13 protein-coding genes are annotated in these 15,285 nt (G+C 68.1%); 8 read left to right on the forward strand and 5 right to left on the reverse strand.

Annotated features, from left to right (window positions below; translation table 11 throughout):
• Positions 1–17 precede the first annotated feature (17 nt).
• A complete protein-coding gene (locus ACYVN4_RS01670; RefSeq protein WP_460717425.1) occupies positions 18–1,238 on the forward strand; it encodes a mannosyltransferase in 1,221 nt (406 codons plus the stop codon).
• Here ACYVN4_RS01670 and ACYVN4_RS01675 read toward each other — a convergent pair.
• Both ACYVN4_RS01675 and ACYVN4_RS01680 read right to left on the reverse strand, forming a co-directional pair.
• Positions 1,180–1,473, reverse strand: coding sequence for a 4a-hydroxytetrahydrobiopterin dehydratase (locus ACYVN4_RS01675; RefSeq protein WP_460717426.1), 294 nt, complete (start codon positions 1,471–1,473; stop codon positions 1,180–1,182). The genes ACYVN4_RS01670 and ACYVN4_RS01675 overlap by 59 nt on opposite strands.
• Positions 1,474–1,493: 20 nt before the next feature.
• Positions 1,494–1,670: a hypothetical protein gene (locus ACYVN4_RS01680; RefSeq protein ID WP_379362538.1), complete on the reverse strand. Its 177-nt coding sequence runs from the start codon at positions 1,668–1,670 to the stop codon at positions 1,494–1,496.
• A 168-nt stretch (positions 1,671–1,838) separates the two neighbouring features.
• On the opposite strand from ACYVN4_RS01680, the gene typA reads away from it, so the two are divergent.
• From typA to ACYVN4_RS01710, 6 genes are all read left to right on the forward strand, one after another.
• On the forward strand, positions 1,839–3,734 hold the full coding sequence (gene typA / locus ACYVN4_RS01685; RefSeq protein ID WP_460717427.1) for a translational GTPase TypA: 1,896 nt from the start codon (positions 1,839–1,841) through the stop codon (positions 3,732–3,734).
• A 201-nt stretch (positions 3,735–3,935) separates the two neighbouring features.
• Positions 3,936–5,666: an ABC transporter family substrate-binding protein gene (locus ACYVN4_RS01690; protein WP_460717428.1), complete on the forward strand. Its 1,731-nt coding sequence runs from the start codon at positions 3,936–3,938 to the stop codon at positions 5,664–5,666.
• The gene (gene mshB, locus ACYVN4_RS01695) at positions 5,663–6,571 is read left to right on the forward strand and encodes an N-acetyl-1-D-myo-inositol-2-amino-2-deoxy-alpha-D-glucopyranoside deacetylase (RefSeq protein ID WP_460717429.1); all 909 of its coding nucleotides are present in this window, start codon (positions 5,663–5,665) and stop codon (positions 6,569–6,571) included. The genes ACYVN4_RS01690 and mshB overlap by 4 nt, the downstream gene beginning before the upstream one ends.
• Positions 6,572–6,585: 14 nt before the next feature.
• Positions 6,586–6,744, forward strand: a complete 159-nt coding sequence (locus ACYVN4_RS01700) for a hypothetical protein (protein WP_326306468.1) — start codon at positions 6,586–6,588, stop codon at positions 6,742–6,744.
• On the forward strand, positions 6,741–7,250 hold the full coding sequence (locus ACYVN4_RS01705; protein WP_460717430.1) for a hypothetical protein: 510 nt from the start codon (positions 6,741–6,743) through the stop codon (positions 7,248–7,250). Before ACYVN4_RS01700 ends, ACYVN4_RS01705 begins: the two co-directional genes overlap by 4 nt.
• A gap of 111 nt (positions 7,251–7,361) precedes the next feature.
• The gene (locus tag ACYVN4_RS01710) at positions 7,362–8,672 is read left to right on the forward strand and encodes an FAD-binding oxidoreductase (protein WP_460717431.1); all 1,311 of its coding nucleotides are present in this window, start codon (positions 7,362–7,364) and stop codon (positions 8,670–8,672) included.
• Here ACYVN4_RS01710 and ACYVN4_RS01715 read toward each other — a convergent pair.
• From ACYVN4_RS01715 to ACYVN4_RS01725, 3 genes are all read right to left on the reverse strand, one after another.
• On the reverse strand, positions 8,614–10,326 hold the full coding sequence (locus ACYVN4_RS01715; RefSeq protein WP_460717432.1) for a PH domain-containing protein: 1,713 nt from the start codon (positions 10,324–10,326) through the stop codon (positions 8,614–8,616). The genes ACYVN4_RS01710 and ACYVN4_RS01715 overlap by 59 nt on opposite strands.
• On the reverse strand, positions 10,323–10,829 hold the full coding sequence (locus tag ACYVN4_RS01720) for a PH domain-containing protein (protein WP_460717433.1): 507 nt from the start codon (positions 10,827–10,829) through the stop codon (positions 10,323–10,325). The genes ACYVN4_RS01715 and ACYVN4_RS01720 overlap by 4 nt, the downstream gene beginning before the upstream one ends.
• A gap of 72 nt (positions 10,830–10,901) precedes the next feature.
• A complete protein-coding gene (locus ACYVN4_RS01725; protein WP_460717434.1) occupies positions 10,902–12,371 on the reverse strand; it encodes a hypothetical protein in 1,470 nt (489 codons plus the stop codon).
• A gap of 181 nt (positions 12,372–12,552) precedes the next feature.
• On the opposite strand from ACYVN4_RS01725, the gene ACYVN4_RS01730 reads away from it, so the two are divergent.
• Positions 12,553–15,168 (forward strand): bifunctional FO biosynthesis protein CofGH, encoded by a 2,616-nt coding sequence (locus ACYVN4_RS01730; protein WP_460717435.1) that lies wholly within the window; start codon positions 12,553–12,555, stop codon positions 15,166–15,168.
• Positions 15,169–15,285 lie beyond the last annotated feature (117 nt).

The following is a 15,285-nucleotide window of genomic DNA, read 5'->3' on the forward strand; positions in this document are numbered from 1 at the left end:
GCTCGAAAGTTCATGCGTTGAATCGACGTCTCTGGCTGGCTTCCGCCGCTCTCAGCATCTCGATACTGCTGCGCCTGTGGTGGGCATTGTTCTTCCCCAGCAACCTGATCCTGGTCGATCTGCACGTTTACGTCGAAGGGTCCGCGAACCTCTTCAGCGGAAATCTCTACGAATGGACCGATTCCAGTCGTTCCCCACAATTTCCGCTACCGTTCACATATCCCCCATTCGCGGCATTGCTGTTGTACCCGTTGCACTTTCTGCCGTTCGACGTGGTGGCCGTCGGCTGGCTGCTGGCCACCGCGGCGGCGCTGTTCGGCATCGTATGGATCGCGCTGGAGATGATGGTCGGCCGCGAGGCCATGCGCGAACAGTCCTGGCGCACAGCCGCAATCGCGTGGACCGCGGGCGGTCTGTGGCTGGAACCGGTGCGCTCGACGCTCGACTACGGCCAGGTGAACGTATTCATCGTGCTGCTGGCCATGCTCGCGGCCCGCAGTACCCGGTGGTGGCTGGCGGGTCTGCTGGTCGGCGTGGCGTCGGGGATCAAGCTGACCCCGGCCATGACCGGCCTGTATTTCGTGGCGCGCCGGCAGTGGCTCGCGGTGGTCGCGTCGGCGGCGGCCTTCTTCGGGACGATGGGCCTGACCTACCTACTCACGCCGCGGGAAACCGACAAATACTTCGGGCAGCTGGTCAACGACCCGCATCGCATCGGTCCGGTCGGTTCGGTGATCAATCAGTCGCTGCGCGGCGCGCTGTCCCGCATCGCCGGGCACGACATCGGGTCCGGGCTGCTGTGGGAATCGGCCGTGCTGGTGACCGCCGTGCTCGCCTTCTTCGCCTGGCGCGCACTGCGTTCCGACGACCGGCTGGGACTGCTGATCATCGTGCAACTGTTCGGCATGATGGTGGCGCCGATCTCCTGGTCGCACCACTGGATCTGTCTGGTGCCGCTGGTGCTGTGGCTGCGCTACGGTCCGCTGCGCAAGGCCGTGGGCGCGCGGCTCATGACGGCGTTCTGGCTGTTCAACACCATCGTCGGGATTCCGTGGATGCTGGGTGTGCTGCAGAAATCGATGTGGGACATCTCGCGTCCCTGGTACCTGGCGTGGCTGGGCGCGTCGAACGCGCTCGGCGTGCTGGTGCTGTTCGCCTGGATGATCGCGGTGGCGCGGTTCAGCCCTGCGCCCGCAGCCGATCTATCTCGCGAGCGAGAGCCATATCCAGTGGCGTGAGACCGCCGGCGTCGTGGGTCGACAGCGTGAAAGTGACTCGCCGCCAGCGGATATCGATATCGGGATGGTGATTGGCGGCCTCGGCCGCCGCGGCCACCCGGCGCACCAGCTCGATACCGGCCAGGAACGAGGAGGCCTCGATGGTGCGGGTGATGCTGTCGCCTACGCGGGACCAATCGGGCAGTTCGGTGAGGGCCTTGGCGATGTCGTCGTCGGAGAGCGGCACGGGACTCATGATCCCGGTCTACTCCGCAATCACGCCGCCCGTGCGGCTTTGAGGCACTTCTTGAGTTCCTTGCCGCAGCAGCCCGCGGATTCCGCCTTCTTCATGCGCATGATGACCACGGGGCATTTCACGCACCGCGTCTTCTTGCGGCAGCATTTCTTCTTCGGCTTCAGACCCGAAACGTCCTTCGCCTTCACCTTGCCCATGTTGGTTAGCTTAACCTAACCTCAGCCCATTAAACGTGTGACTTGGTACTCCAGGTAATCTGTAGCTTGCCGCATGCCCGGTTGGGGTTCGCCATGTCTCGTAGTAGGCAGCCCCACGCATGAGACCCATCCGGGTCGGCAACAACTTTTCACCAGGAGGAATCAAACGTGTCGTCTGTCGAGTTCCGCAACGTCGCCATCGTGGCGCACGTCGACCACGGCAAGACAACACTGGTCGACGCCATGCTGCGCCAGTCCGGTGCGTTCGCAGAACGCGCCGAACTCGTCGACCGAGTGATGGACTCGGGTGACCTCGAGCGCGAGAAGGGCATCACCATTCTCGCCAAGAACACCGCTGTTCACCGGCATAACGCCGACGGATCGGTCACCGTCATCAATGTCATCGACACCCCCGGCCACGCCGACTTCGGTGGTGAGGTCGAGCGCGGTCTGTCCATGGTGGACGGCGTCGTGCTGCTCGTCGACGCGTCCGAGGGTCCGCTGCCGCAGACCCGCTTCGTGCTGCGCAAGGCGCTCGCCGCCTCGCTGCCGGTCATCCTGGTGGTCAACAAGACCGACCGCCCGGACGCCCGCATCGAAGAGGTCGTCGAGGAATCCCACGACCTGCTGCTGGACCTGGCCTCCGACCTCGACGACGAGGCCTCGGAAGCCGCCGAGCTGGCCCTGGACCTGCCGGTGCTCTACGCCTCCGGCCGCGCGGGCGTCGCTTCCACCAAGCGCCCCGAGAACGGCACCGTGCCGGACGCGGAGAACCTCGACGAGCTGTTCGAGGTCCTCATGAAGTACGTGCCCGCCCCGAAGGGCGACCCGACCAAGCCGCTGCAGGCCCACGTCACCAACCTCGACGCCTCCCCGTTCCTGGGCCGTATCGGCCTGGTGCGCATCTACAACGGCACCCTGAAGAAGGGCCAGAACGTGGCCTGGATGCACGGTGACGGCGTCAAGACCGTCAAGATCACCGAGCTGCTCAAGACCGTCGGCGTCGAGCGTCAGCCCGGCGAAGAGGGCGTGGCCGGCGACATCGTCGCCATCGCGGGCATCCCGGACATCATGATCGGTGACACCCTCGCCGACGTCGACAACCCGATCGCGCTGCCGAAGATCACCGTCGACGAGCCGGCGATCTCCGTCACCATCGGTACCAACACCTCGCCGCTGGTCGGCCGGGTGTCGGGTCACAAGCTGACCGCCCGCATGGTGAAGTCGCGGCTGGATCAGGAACTGGTCGGCAACGTGTCGCTGCGCGTGCTCGACATCGGCCGCCCGGACGCCTGGGAGGTCCAGGGCCGTGGTGAGCTCGCGCTCGCCATCCTGGTCGAGCAGATGCGCCGCGAGGGCTTCGAGCTGACCGTCGGCAAGCCGCAGGTGGTCACCAAGCAGGTCGACGGCAAGACCCACGAGCCGTTCGAAGAGCTGACCGTCGACTGCCCGGACGAGTACCTGGGTGCCGTCACGCAGCTGCTGGCCGCCCGCAAGGGCAAGATGGTCCAGATGAGCAACCACTCGGCCGGGTGGGTGCGCATGGAGTTCATCGTGCCGTCGCGTGGCCTGATCGGTTTCCGCACCGACTTCCTCACCGAGACCCGCGGCACCGGCATCGCCAACGCCGTGTTCGACGGTTACGCGCCGTGGGCCGGCGAGATCCGCGCCCGCCACACCGGCTCGCTGGTCTCCGACCGCGCGGGCTCGGTCACCCCGTTCGCCATGATCCAGCTGGCCGACCGCGGTCAGTTCTTCGTGGAGCCGGGCGCCGACACCTACGAGGGCCACGTGGTCGGGATCAACCCGCGCTCGGAGGATCTCGACGTCAACGTGACTCGCGAGAAGAAGCTGACCAACATGCGGTCCGCCACGGCCGACGTGTTCGAGACCCTGGCCAAGCCGCTGCAGCTGGAGCTGGAGTCGGCGATGGAGTTCTGCACCGACGACGAGTGTGTCGAGGTCACCCCGGAGATCGTGCGTGTGCGCAAGGTCACCCTGAACGCCAACGACCGCCAGCGCGAGATCTCCCGCCGCAAGGCGCGGGACAAGGCTGCGCTCTAGTAAGTCGCCGCGTGTCACGTTCGACACGCGGCAGCTGATTTGGTGACGATCGGGGTAACTCGTCGGGCACGCCCAGAATCGGTTCGGTTCTCAACCGCCGGTCGCGTGCCCGACGAGCGACGGCTGTTAGCTGCGCGCTAAAGGCCCGGAGAGGCGGGTAAGGTGCCGAACGTGAGAGCGGGTGCCCGGAGGCGCGCATCGGTGCGTGTGGTGCTGTTGTTGGTGGCGACGCTGTTGGCGGTCGCGACCGGCTGCACCGCGAATCCGCCGCCGCCTATCGAGTCCACGGACAGTCCCAAGACGCAGCCTGCCAAGCCCGGCAACAAGTCGGTCGTGGTGGCGGTCGACGACATCGGGATCGGGTTCAATCCGCATCTGCTGTCGCAGCTCTCGCCCGCTACGGCGGCGGTGGCGTCGATGGTGCTGCCGAGTCCGTTCCGGCCGACGCCGACACCGGGGATTCCCGGCGGGACCGATTGGAATCTGGATCCCGCGCTGATGGTGTCGGCGGACGTGACCTCGCAGGAGCCGTTCACGATCACCTACCAGATCAAGAACGAGGCGTCCTGGTCCGATGGCGCGCCGATTGCGGCCGAGGACTTCAAATACCTGTGGCAGCAGATGATTTCGCAGCCGGGGGTGGTGGATCCGGCCGGGTATCGGCTGATCTCGGATGTGAGTTCGTCGGCGGGCGGCAAGACCGTGACCGTCACCATGACCCAGCCTTATCCGGCCTGGCATCAGCTGTTCGCGGATCTGCTGCCGCAGCATCTGGTGAAGGACTCCGGGTTCGAGCAGGGGCTCATCGACACCATTCGGATCTCGGGCGGCCAGTTCCGCATCAAGCAGGCCGATCGCGGCCGCGAGGAGATCCTGCTCGAACGCAATGACCGCTACTGGGGTTCGCCCGCGCAGCCGGATCAGATCCTGTTGCGGCGCGGCGGAACTCCCGCGCAGGTGGCCGAGTCGCTGCGGGTCGGGGACGCGCAGATGGCGCTGGTGCACGGCGGGGTGGCGTTGCAGGCGCAGTTGGCCGCGATCCCGTCGGTGCGCACGGCCATGATGGCGCAGTCGCGGGAAATGCAGCTGGTACTCAATGGCCGCAGCGGTGATCTGGCCGACGTGCGGGTGCGGCGCGCGGTGCTCGGGCTGCTGGATCCGGTGCTGCTGGCCACGGTCGGCGCGCAGACCGGCAGCTGGGTGGAACCGGTACGCGCGCAGGTGCTTTCGCCGTCGGATCCGGGTTATGTGGCGACCGAGCCGCCGCGACTGAGTCAGGAGGACGCGTTCGGGCTGCTGGCCGAGGCCGGATTCGCCCGGGGCGCGGAGACTCCCGCCGCACAGTCGGCGACTTCGCCTGCGCCGCAACCGCGTCCGCTGGCCAAGAACGGCAAATCGCTGACGGTGCGGATCGGCGCGGTGGACGGTGACACCACCACCCTGGCGGTCGCGAATACGGCGGCGGACCAATTGCGCAGTGCCGGAATCGATGTCATCGTGCGGAGTGTCTCGGCCGCGCAGCTCTACGGCAAGGAACTGACCGACGTCGGGGTCGACGCGGTGGTCGGCTGGGAGCGCACCGGCCAGGACCCGGCGACCGTGCTGGCCTCCCGCTACGGCTGTGCGCCCGTGCCGCAGCCCGGCGACGGTGATTCCGCGGTGGTCGACGGCGTGAAGAAGTCGCCGTCCAACCTGTCGGGCGTGTGTGATCCGACGCTGCAGGCCGCCATCGACACCGCGCTGCGCGGCATCGATGTGGGCAAGGTGATCGGGGACGCCGAACCCAAGCTGTGGGAGCTGGCGACCGTGCTGCCGATCGTGCAGGACACCCAGGTGGCCGCGGCCGGTCCGCGCGTGGACGGGGCCTCGCTCAGCGGTGCGATCCAGACCGGCATCTTCGCCGATGCCGCCAACTGGCGGAGGGTGCCGTGAGCACTCAGGGCACGAACCTGCAGGGCGCGGCCACGCACGGGGTGCTGCTGGTGCACGCGCATCCCGACGACGAGTCCATCACCACCGGCGGCACCATCGCCCACTATCGCAAGCGCGGCGTGCCGGTCACCGTGGTGACCTGCACGCTCGGCGAGGAGGGCGAGGTCATCGGGGACGAGTACGCGCACCTGGTGGCCGGGCAGGCCGATCAGCTGGGCGGCTACCGCATCCTCGAATTGACCCGGGCGCTGGCCGAATTGGATGCCGGCACCCCGCATTTTCTGGGTGGTGCGGGCCGCTGGCGCGACTCCGGCATGGCCGGGACGCCCTCGGCGCGCAATCCCCGCGCCTTCGTGAACTCCGGTGACGCCGCGACCGATGCCCTGGTCCAGGTGATCCTGGAGCTGCGGCCCCGCGTGGTGATCGGCTACGACCCCCGCGGTGGCTACGGGCACCCGGATCACATTCGCGCGCACGAGATCACCATGGCCGCGGTGGATGCCGCGGCGGACTGGGGCTGGACGGTCCCGAAGCTGTATTGGACGGTCACCGACGGCACCGTGCTGGCCATGCACACCGAGGCGCTCAAGCGCCGCACCGTGGATCAGCTGCCGGGCGCGCTGCCACGCGGCTGGCGGTTGCCGAACACCGGCGAATTGGCCTGTGTCCTCGCGGATTCCGTGACCACCACGGTGGATGTGTCGGATGTGCTGGCCGCCAAGCGGGCCGCGTTGCGGGCGCACGCCACCCAGGTGACCGTGGCCCCGTCGGGCCGGGAATTCGCGCTCTCGAACGACGTAGCTCAACCGGTGCTGCCGGAGGAGCATTACATTCTGGTACGTGGTGAGCGCGGCCCACTCGGCCCCGACGGCCGCGAACACGATCTCTTCGCCGGGCTGGAATGAGAGACTGATGAGCCATGTATAACTGGGATCTGCAAAATGCCATCGCGGCCTTCGTCGAGAGTCAGCGGCCCTACTTCGAGTGGCAGCACGAGCTGTATCTCTCGGTGCTGTACGGCTTCGTGGACATGCAGAGTCAGCTGTTGACCCTGCTCGGTTTCCCGCCGGTGCCGTGACGGCGGCCGTCGGAGCCCGGACGGGCGACGCGCTGACCGGGAATTCGCCGCTGCGCACGGTATTCAACGCGGTGATCATGGCCCTGCTGCTGGTCGATGCGGTGATCACGCTCGGGTTCGAGGTGCTGTTCCTGCCGCTGTATGCCGGTCAGGCCCATCTGCCCGAGACCGCGCCGGTGATGGCGGCGGGACCGTTGGCGGATGCCGCGACCGCGGGTGCGATTCCCTTGCCGTTCACGGCCCTGGCTGCCGCGGTGATCAACGTGCTGCTCGTCATGGGCATGGGCGTGGCGACCAAGCGCTTCGGCGTGATGGCCCTGCCACTGCTGGTGTGGGCGTTGGCCTTCCTGGTCTGCGCCGGTTTCAGCCCGAGCGGTTACGCGCTGCTCATGGGTGATTGGCCCACCATGCTGCTGCTCATCTGCGGTCTGCTGCCCGCGGGCATGTACCTGTACTACCGGGCCACCGCACGGCTGGCGACGGCCGGACCGGCCGCCAAGGTGTGACCGAGCCCATAGCGTGATCGCCGCTCGCCGGTGTCACAGTCCGGCGTCCCGTCTCGTCCTCTTGATGAATCGCGTTGATGATCAATCAGAGATAACGACGACGAGCGAGGGATGACGATGGGATTCGACGAACTGCGCAGCACCGTCCGGGGCCGGGTACTGGCTTCCGGCGACGCCGATTTCGAGCAGGTCGCCCGGCCGTGGAGCCTGGCGGTCACGCAGCCGGTGGCCGCGGTGGTCGAGGCCGCCGACGCCGAGGATGTCGCGGCGGTGGTGCGTTTCGCGCGAGCCGCGGGCCGCGCGGTGATCACCCAGCCGACCGGTCACGGCGCCAGCGCCGGGGTGGACGAGGCGATCCTGCTGCGGACGGGAGCATTGAACGGGCTGGAGATCGATCCGGTCGCGCGGGTGGCGCGGGCCGGTGCGGGCGTGCTGTGGGGACAGGTGCAGGCGGCCGCGGCCGAGCACGGCCTCACCGGTCTGGCGGGCAGCAATCCGGTGGTCGGGGTGACCGGCTATACGCTGGGCGGCGGTAAGGGCTGGTTCGCCCGCAAGTACGGTTGGGCCTCGAATGCGGTGCGCGCCTTCGAGATCGTGGATGCCCAGGGTCGCCCGGCCCGGGTGACCGCGGACAGCGACCCGGACCTGTTCTGGGCATTGTCCGGCGGCGGTGGCGATTTCGCGGTGGTGACGGGGCTCGAGTTCGCGTTGTTCCCCGCGCCCGGCCTGTACGGTGGCCGCATCACCTGGACCGCCGAAAGGCTGCCCGAGGTATGGGATGCCTTCCGCGAGTTGACTTCCGGTGCGCCCGATGAATTGTCGGTGTGGTTCAACCGCTTCCAGTTCCCGGGGGCCCCGGAGATGGTGGGCGTGGACCTCGCGTACCTCGGTGACCCGGAGCGGGGCCGCACCCTGGCGTCCGTGCTGGACCGGATCGGCGGCTCGCTCACCGATACCCGGACCGCCATGTCGGTGGCGGAGCTGGGCACCATCACGCAGGAGCCGACCGACCCCAGCCCGGCCATCACCCGCGGCGAGCTGCTCGGCGACCTGTCCCCGGAGGCCGAGAAGATCATTCTCGGCACCTCGGTCGCGCCGCTGGTGAGCCTGCAGGTCCGCCACCTCGGCGGTGCCCTGACCCACCCCACCGCGGGTGCGCGCGGCGCGCTGTCCGACGGCTACCTGATCTCCACCCTCGGTCTCGGCCTGCCGCAACTGCGAGATGCGGTGCACGCCAAGACGGCTGCGCTGGTTGCGGAGTTCGGTGCGCTGCTGCCGGGGCAGAAGCCCTTCACCTTCCTGGCCCCGGGCGAGTCCGCGGCCGCCGCCTTCGACGCGGCGACCCTGGACCGGTTGCGTGCGATCAAGCGGGAGCGGGACCCGCAGACGGTGATTCGCTCGAACTACCCGGTGCTGGGTTGATCCCGGGCGTGACCGCGTCGATCAACGTCCACGCCTGATCGAGCGGCAGGTCGATGACGTGGTACCGCTTCTTGCCCGCGGCGGAAGCGGCCACCACGGTCGCGACCCCGGCGCGGCGCTGGAAGAAGGTCTGCCGCACGGTCCAGCCGATGACGCCCGGCGCTTCCAGACAGTCGCGGTCGCGGTCCAGTGAGCCGCTGCGGGTGATCAGCCAGGTGGGATTGCCGTTGACCGCGGGGATGACGGCGTGCCCGAGGCCGCGGTACCGATCCCAGGCCAGCGCCGCCGCGATCGGCACCGCGACCGCCAGCACGACCCACAGCCAGATCGGAAGATGGCCGCCCGCAAGGGAAATCACGAGCAGCACCGCCGCGATCACCGCGAGCGGGCCCAAAGTGCGGGTGTAGCGGCGGCGATGCGCGGCGGGACCGTGCGCTTGCAGCGGAGTATCGATGAGCTCGGCGATCTGGTTCTGCCCCGCACCGGCGAAGGCAGGAATCTGCACCGTCGCAAAGGAATCCGCTTCATCATGGGCGACCGCTCGCCGGGCGGAGCCGGTGCCGAGCAGATGGGCCAGGGTGCGGTTCACGGCGCTGCGCGGGGCCTGCGGCAGGATCTTCTGACGCGGGCTGGTGCCGACCATGATGGCCTCGAGCTCGGCGGCCCGGGCCAGCCGCAGCAGCAGCGGCTCGTTGACGGTCGCGCCGCGCAGGCGAGCCAGGTCGAGCGTGGTCTGCCGGGTGGTGAACAGGCCGTGCCGGATGGTCAGGGTCTTGCCATTGTCGTGGACCTTCAGCCCGAACCAGGTCATCAGGTAGCGGGCGCAGGCGGCCAGGCTCACCACCACGACCAGCGCAACGGCCAGTAGCGCGACGACGGCGGCGATGACCCCCGCGCCGCGGTGGCCGACATCCTGCACGGTCCCGGACTTCAGGAACAGCTGGGCGAAACCGTATTGGAAGGCCAGGCCCACGACCGGCGCGATGATCGCGAAGCCGGTCAACGAGAGCGGCGCGTAGCGCACCCAATCCGGTTGCCAGTGTGCGATTTCCACGCCGGGACGTTCGTCGTCCGAAGTCGTCGGTGTGCCGGCCTGGTCTGTGATCGCTTGGACAGCACCAGATTCCGAGCCTGCGCGGGTGTGTGCCAGCAGCGCGGTCCGCAACTCCGGCACCAGCTTGGCGTCCAGCGCATCGAGTTTGAACTGGTCCTTCTTCTCCGCATGCTGTCCGGTGCCGATGGTCAGTACCGCCAGCCCGAGCGCCCGGTGCAGCAGATCGGCCTGCACGTCCACCGACCGCACCCGGTTGCGCGGAACCGAAAGTCGTTTGCGCTGAACGAGTCCGGTGCGCAGTTCCACGTTCTCCGGCGTGATCCGGTAGGTGGTGGTGAACCAGCGGGTGAGCGCGAAGGCCACGATGACCGCCACCACGCCCAGGCTCCAGGTCGGATTGTCGCTGCGCGCGCCCGCGAGCAACGAGGCGATCAGGATCGGGATGTAGCGCACGAGCTCGGTGACCGGGTGCACCAGCAGCATGCGTTTGTCGAGTCGCTGCCAGGACTGCGTGTCGGCGTCACGCGGTCCGGGGACCGGTGAAAGTACTTCTGTCGGATAGGAATCCGCATTGACGTCCGGATCGCCGGGCTGGTTCACGTCGCATCCCCCCGATGCTGTGCCGCGATGGCGGTGAGTTGGGCGACGGTGTCGCGGGCGTCGGCCAGGGCGAGCGCGCTGATGTGTACCGCTCCCGCCGAGGAGGCGGTGGTGACGGTGACGGTGGCCAGTCCCAGCAGTCGTTCCAGCGGCCCGCGGTAGGTGTCCACGGTCTGCACGCGGGTGATCGGCGCGACCCGGCTCTCCTGGGTGAACCAGCCGGTGCGGGTGTACACGGCCTCGTCGGTGATCTCCCAGCGGTGCACGGCGTAGCGCCACAGCGGGATGGCCACGATGCTGAATACCGCTGCCAGCACCACGATTACCAGCACCAGCGCCTGCACGCCGCGCCGGTGGCTGTCGAACAGCGCCCAGATGCCCACCCCCAGGACCGGGACCACCCAGGACAGCGCGGCGCTCAGCGCCCACAGCAGTTTGGCGCGTGGGCTGGGACGCCGCGACGGATCGGCCAGGATGCCGCCGGGGGCGATGGGCTGGGACATGCTGCCCATGCTTGCATGAATCCGCCCCCGGAGGCGGTTGTTACGGGGCGAGGACTGGACGCCCCGGTTCCGCTACTTGGGGGTGATCCGGTAGAGCCCGGTCGTGGTGCCCTGGTACTGGATTCGCCCGGGCGCGATGGTGCCGACCATCTGCAGGGTGTCGTTCACCGTGGTCGCGCCGACGTATTGCTCGGTATCGAGCTTGCCGGTGTTGGCGTCGATCACCGCGAAGCTGTAGTTGTCGGTCACGCCCGCGCTGCCGCTGGCGCTCCCGCTGCTGCTGCCGTTGAACAGCCCGCTGCCGCTGAGCAGCCCGTGGCGGGTGAAGGTGTAGAGCTTGCCGTCCGCCACGGACAGTCGCGGCACCGCCGAGGAGGGCACGGTGTTGGTCCAGACCACGGTGCAGCCGGAGCCGGTGACGTCGATGCGGGTCATGCCGCCCGAGATCGGTGCGCTCGCGGGCTGACTCGGGCCCGCGTTGGCGGGCAGCGCCGGGTACGGGTAGCCGTAGGTGCTGGCCACGAACACGCTGCTGCCCGAGCCGATGGGCGAGTTCTCGGTGCCGTCGATGGCGGGCACCGAGCAGACCTGATTACCCGAGACGGTGTCGAAGACGAGCAGGTTCTCCTTCGTCGCCGCGTTGTCGGTGATGGTCAGGTATTCGGTGCCGTTGCCCGGCCCGAAGAAGGTGGGTGTAGCGCCGGTGCCCCAACTCAATTGGCCGGGCTTGCGAGCCGGGCCGCGGTCGTAGGCCTGCCGCCACGCGATCTGCGGGTTACCGCTCGCGTCCACGGTGAGCAGGTACAGCGCATGGTCGGTGGCCACGGCCATGCCCTGGGGCGCGGTGGCGATGCTGTTGGCGACGATTTCGCCGGGCGCGAGCACGATCGAGTGCGCGGTGCCGTCGGTGTTCACGAATCCGGCCGCGGCATTGTCGGTGGCGAACCACACCCGGCCCTGATAGTCGGGGGATACCGAACTGACCTCGTCGCAGCTGCCGCCGCCGCAGTGCCCGGCGACCGCCTGCGTCACATCGGTTTTCGCGGCGATCGACAGTGACCACGAGCCGTCGGAGCCACGCTGGTGCGCGATGCGCAGCAGGCTGCCGGAGCCGTCGACGGTGACCAACTGGTCGTGATTGTCGAGGTAGGCGTAGACCCCGCCGAGCAGACTGCCCTTGGTGAGATCGAGGTGGGCGAGGGTGTTGCCGTTGCTCGGATCCAGCAGCAGCACTTCCGGCGCGCGGTCGGTGACCTTGGTGCACAGTGCCTGCGGGAGACCGTCCGCCCCTTGCAGGATGGTCGGGCAGGCCGCGCCCTCCTCGTGGAAGTCGGCATTGACGCCGCCGGTGCCGACGCCCGGCAGGGGCGTGGTGTCGGAGGCCTCGGAGTCGCCGTGCATGGTCGCGGTGCCCTCCGGTCCCAGGTAGGGGTTGGCGGGCGGCACCGGCCCGAAGGCGAAGGCGGTGCTGGTGGCGATGGTCAGCAGGGCGGTGGTGCCCAGCCCGGCGACGACGGCGGCGCGGCGGATTTTCGCGAGCACGAAGGTTTCTCCCTCTTCTTCAGCGAAGCGAATCGCCCGAGGTTATTTCACCGCGACTGAAAATTGAACCGTTGATCTCAGTGAGTACGAATACTCGCATCGGGGCCCAGGAATAACGGCAGGGGGTGCAAGGTTTGCCCGTTCCATGGCACCCGAGTCGGATAAGTCGGATGGATGGCGCATGATCGAGGGCGTGACGGATCTTGCGAACCCGAGCCTGCCGCCGAACCCGCCCAACGCGTCGGCGATGCGCCGCGCTTTGCGCCGGGCCCGGGACGGCGCCACGCTCAACCTCGACGAAGCGGTGGTGCTGCTGCATGCCCGCGGCGCCGACCTCGAGGATCTGACCACCTCGGCCGCGCGGGTGCGCGACGCCGGACTGCGTGAGACCGGGTACGCGGGGGAGGTCCTGCCGATCACCTACTCCCGCAAGGTGTTCATCCCCATTACCCATCTGTGTCGCGACAAGTGCCACTACTGCACCTTCGTCACCGTGCCCGGCAAACTGCGTGCGCAGGGCAAGGGCATGTACATGGAGCCCGACGAGATTCTCGAGGTCGCCCGCCAGGGCGCCGAACTCGGCTGCAAGGAAGCGCTTTTCACGCTCGGTGACCGTCCGGAGGAGCGCTGGCCGGAGGCCCGGCAGTGGCTCGACGAGCGCGGCTACGACTCCACCCTGGATTACGTGCGCGCTATGGCGATTCGCGTGCTGGAGGAGACGGGCCTGCTGCCGCACCTGAATCCGGGCGTGATGAGCTGGGAGGAGCTGTCGCGGCTCAAGCCGGTGGCACCGTCCATGGGCATGATGCTGGAGACCACCTCCACCCGGCTGTTCACCGAACCCGGTCAGGCGCACTACGGTTCGCCCGACAAGGATCCGGCGGTACGGCTGCGCGCGTTGACCGACGCGGGCCGCCTCTCGGTGCCGTTCACCACCGGCATCCTGGTGGGCATCGGCGAGAACCTGGTCGAGCGCGCCGAGTCGATCCTGGCGATCCGCAAGGTGCACAAGGCGTTCGGGCACGTGCAGGAAGTCATCATCCAGAACTTCCTGGCCAAGCAGAACACCGCCATGCGCGACACCCCGGACGCCGATCTGGAGGAATTCCGGGCCACCATCGCGGTGGCCCGGCTGCTGCTGGGCCCGAAGATGCGTATTCAGGCCCCGCCGAATCTGGTGTCGCTGGAGGAATGCCGGGCGCTGCTCGACGCGGGCATCGACGACTGGGGCGGGGTATCTCCTTTGACCCCCGACCACGTGAATCCGGAACGGCCCTGGCCGAACCTGGAAACCCTCGCGCAGGTCACTGCGGATGCCGGTTTCGTGCTCACCGAGCGCATCACCGCGCACCCGAAGTATGTGCTCGCGGGCCATCCGTGGATCGATCCGCGCGTTGCCAAGCATGTTGCGGCACTGGCTGATCCGGTGACCGGCCTGGCCGCCGACGTGAAGCCCTCGGGCCTGCCCTGGCAGGAGCCCGACCACGACTGGGAATCGGTCGGCCGCATCGACCTGAACACCGCCATCGACTCCGAGGGCCGCCTCACCGAATCCCGCAGTGATTCCGGGATTGCCGAGGATGCGCTGGGTGCCTTCGGCGACTGGGAATCCATTCGCGAGCAGGTGCTCGAGCTGGCCGTGGCCGCGCCCGAGCGCTTCGACGCCGACGTGATGGCCGCCCTGCACGCCGCCGAGAAGGATCCGGCGGGCCTGACCGACGACCAGTATCTGGCCCTGGCCACCGCCGACGGCCCGGCCCTGGAAGCGATTACCGCGCTGGCCGATCAGCTGCGCCGCGACACCGTCGGCGACGACGTCACCTACATCGTCAACCGGAACATCAACTTCACCAATATCTGCTATACCGGCTGCCGCTTCTGCGCGTTTGCCCAGCGCAAGGGTGATGCCGATGCCTTCAGCCTGAGCCCGACCGAGGTCGCCGACCGCGCCTGGGAGGCGTGGGTCGAGGGTGCGACCGAGATCTGCATGCAGGGCGGCATCGATCCGGAGCTGCCGGTCACCGGCTACGCCGATCTGGTGCGCGCCATCAAGGCCCGTATCCCCGAAATGCACGTGCATGCGTTCAGCCCCATGGAGATCGTGAACGGCGCATCTCGTGGCGGCCAGTCGGTGCACGATTGGCTGACGGCGCTGAAAGAGGCCGGGCTGGACAGCATTCCGGGCACCGCCGCCGAGATCCTGGACGACGAGGTGCGCTGGGTGCTCACCAAGGGCAAGCTACCCACCTCGGCGTGGATCGATGTCATCACCACCGCGCACAAGGTCGGCATCCGCTCCAGCTCGACCATGATGTACGGGCACGTGGACAACCCGAAGCACTGGGTGGGCCACCTGCGGGTGCTGCGCGGAATCCAGGACGAGACAGGCGGTTTCACCGAGTTCGTGCTGCTGCCGTTCGTGCACCAGAGCGCCCCGCTGTACCTGGCGGGCGCATCCCGTCCGGGCCCCACGGTCCGCGACAACCGCGCCGCGCACGCCCTGGCCCGGATCATGTTGCACGGCCGTATCGAGAATATTCAGACGAGCTGGGTCAAACTAGGTATCAAGGGAACCCAGCTCATGCTGAACGGTGGAGCCAACGACCTCGGCGGCACTCTGATGGAGGAAACCATCTCCCGCATGGCCGGCTCCGAACATGGTTCGGCCAAGACGGTCGAAGAACTGACGGAGATCGCGTCGGGTATCGGTCGTCCGGTCCGCCAACGCACCACCACCTACGGTGTACCGCAGAACCGGGCACACACTGGGCTCTCAGCGACGCTGCTGGGAAGCTGAGGGGCGCCGAACCAACTCGCAGCGTTCGGAACGTGACAACTGATTTCGCTGCGCTGGGGGTACCTCACCGGGTACGTCCAAAATCGGTTCGGCTCCCAACCGCCGGCCCGGGTTGTT

The sequence above is a fragment of the Nocardia heshunensis genome (genome assembly GCF_054782115.1).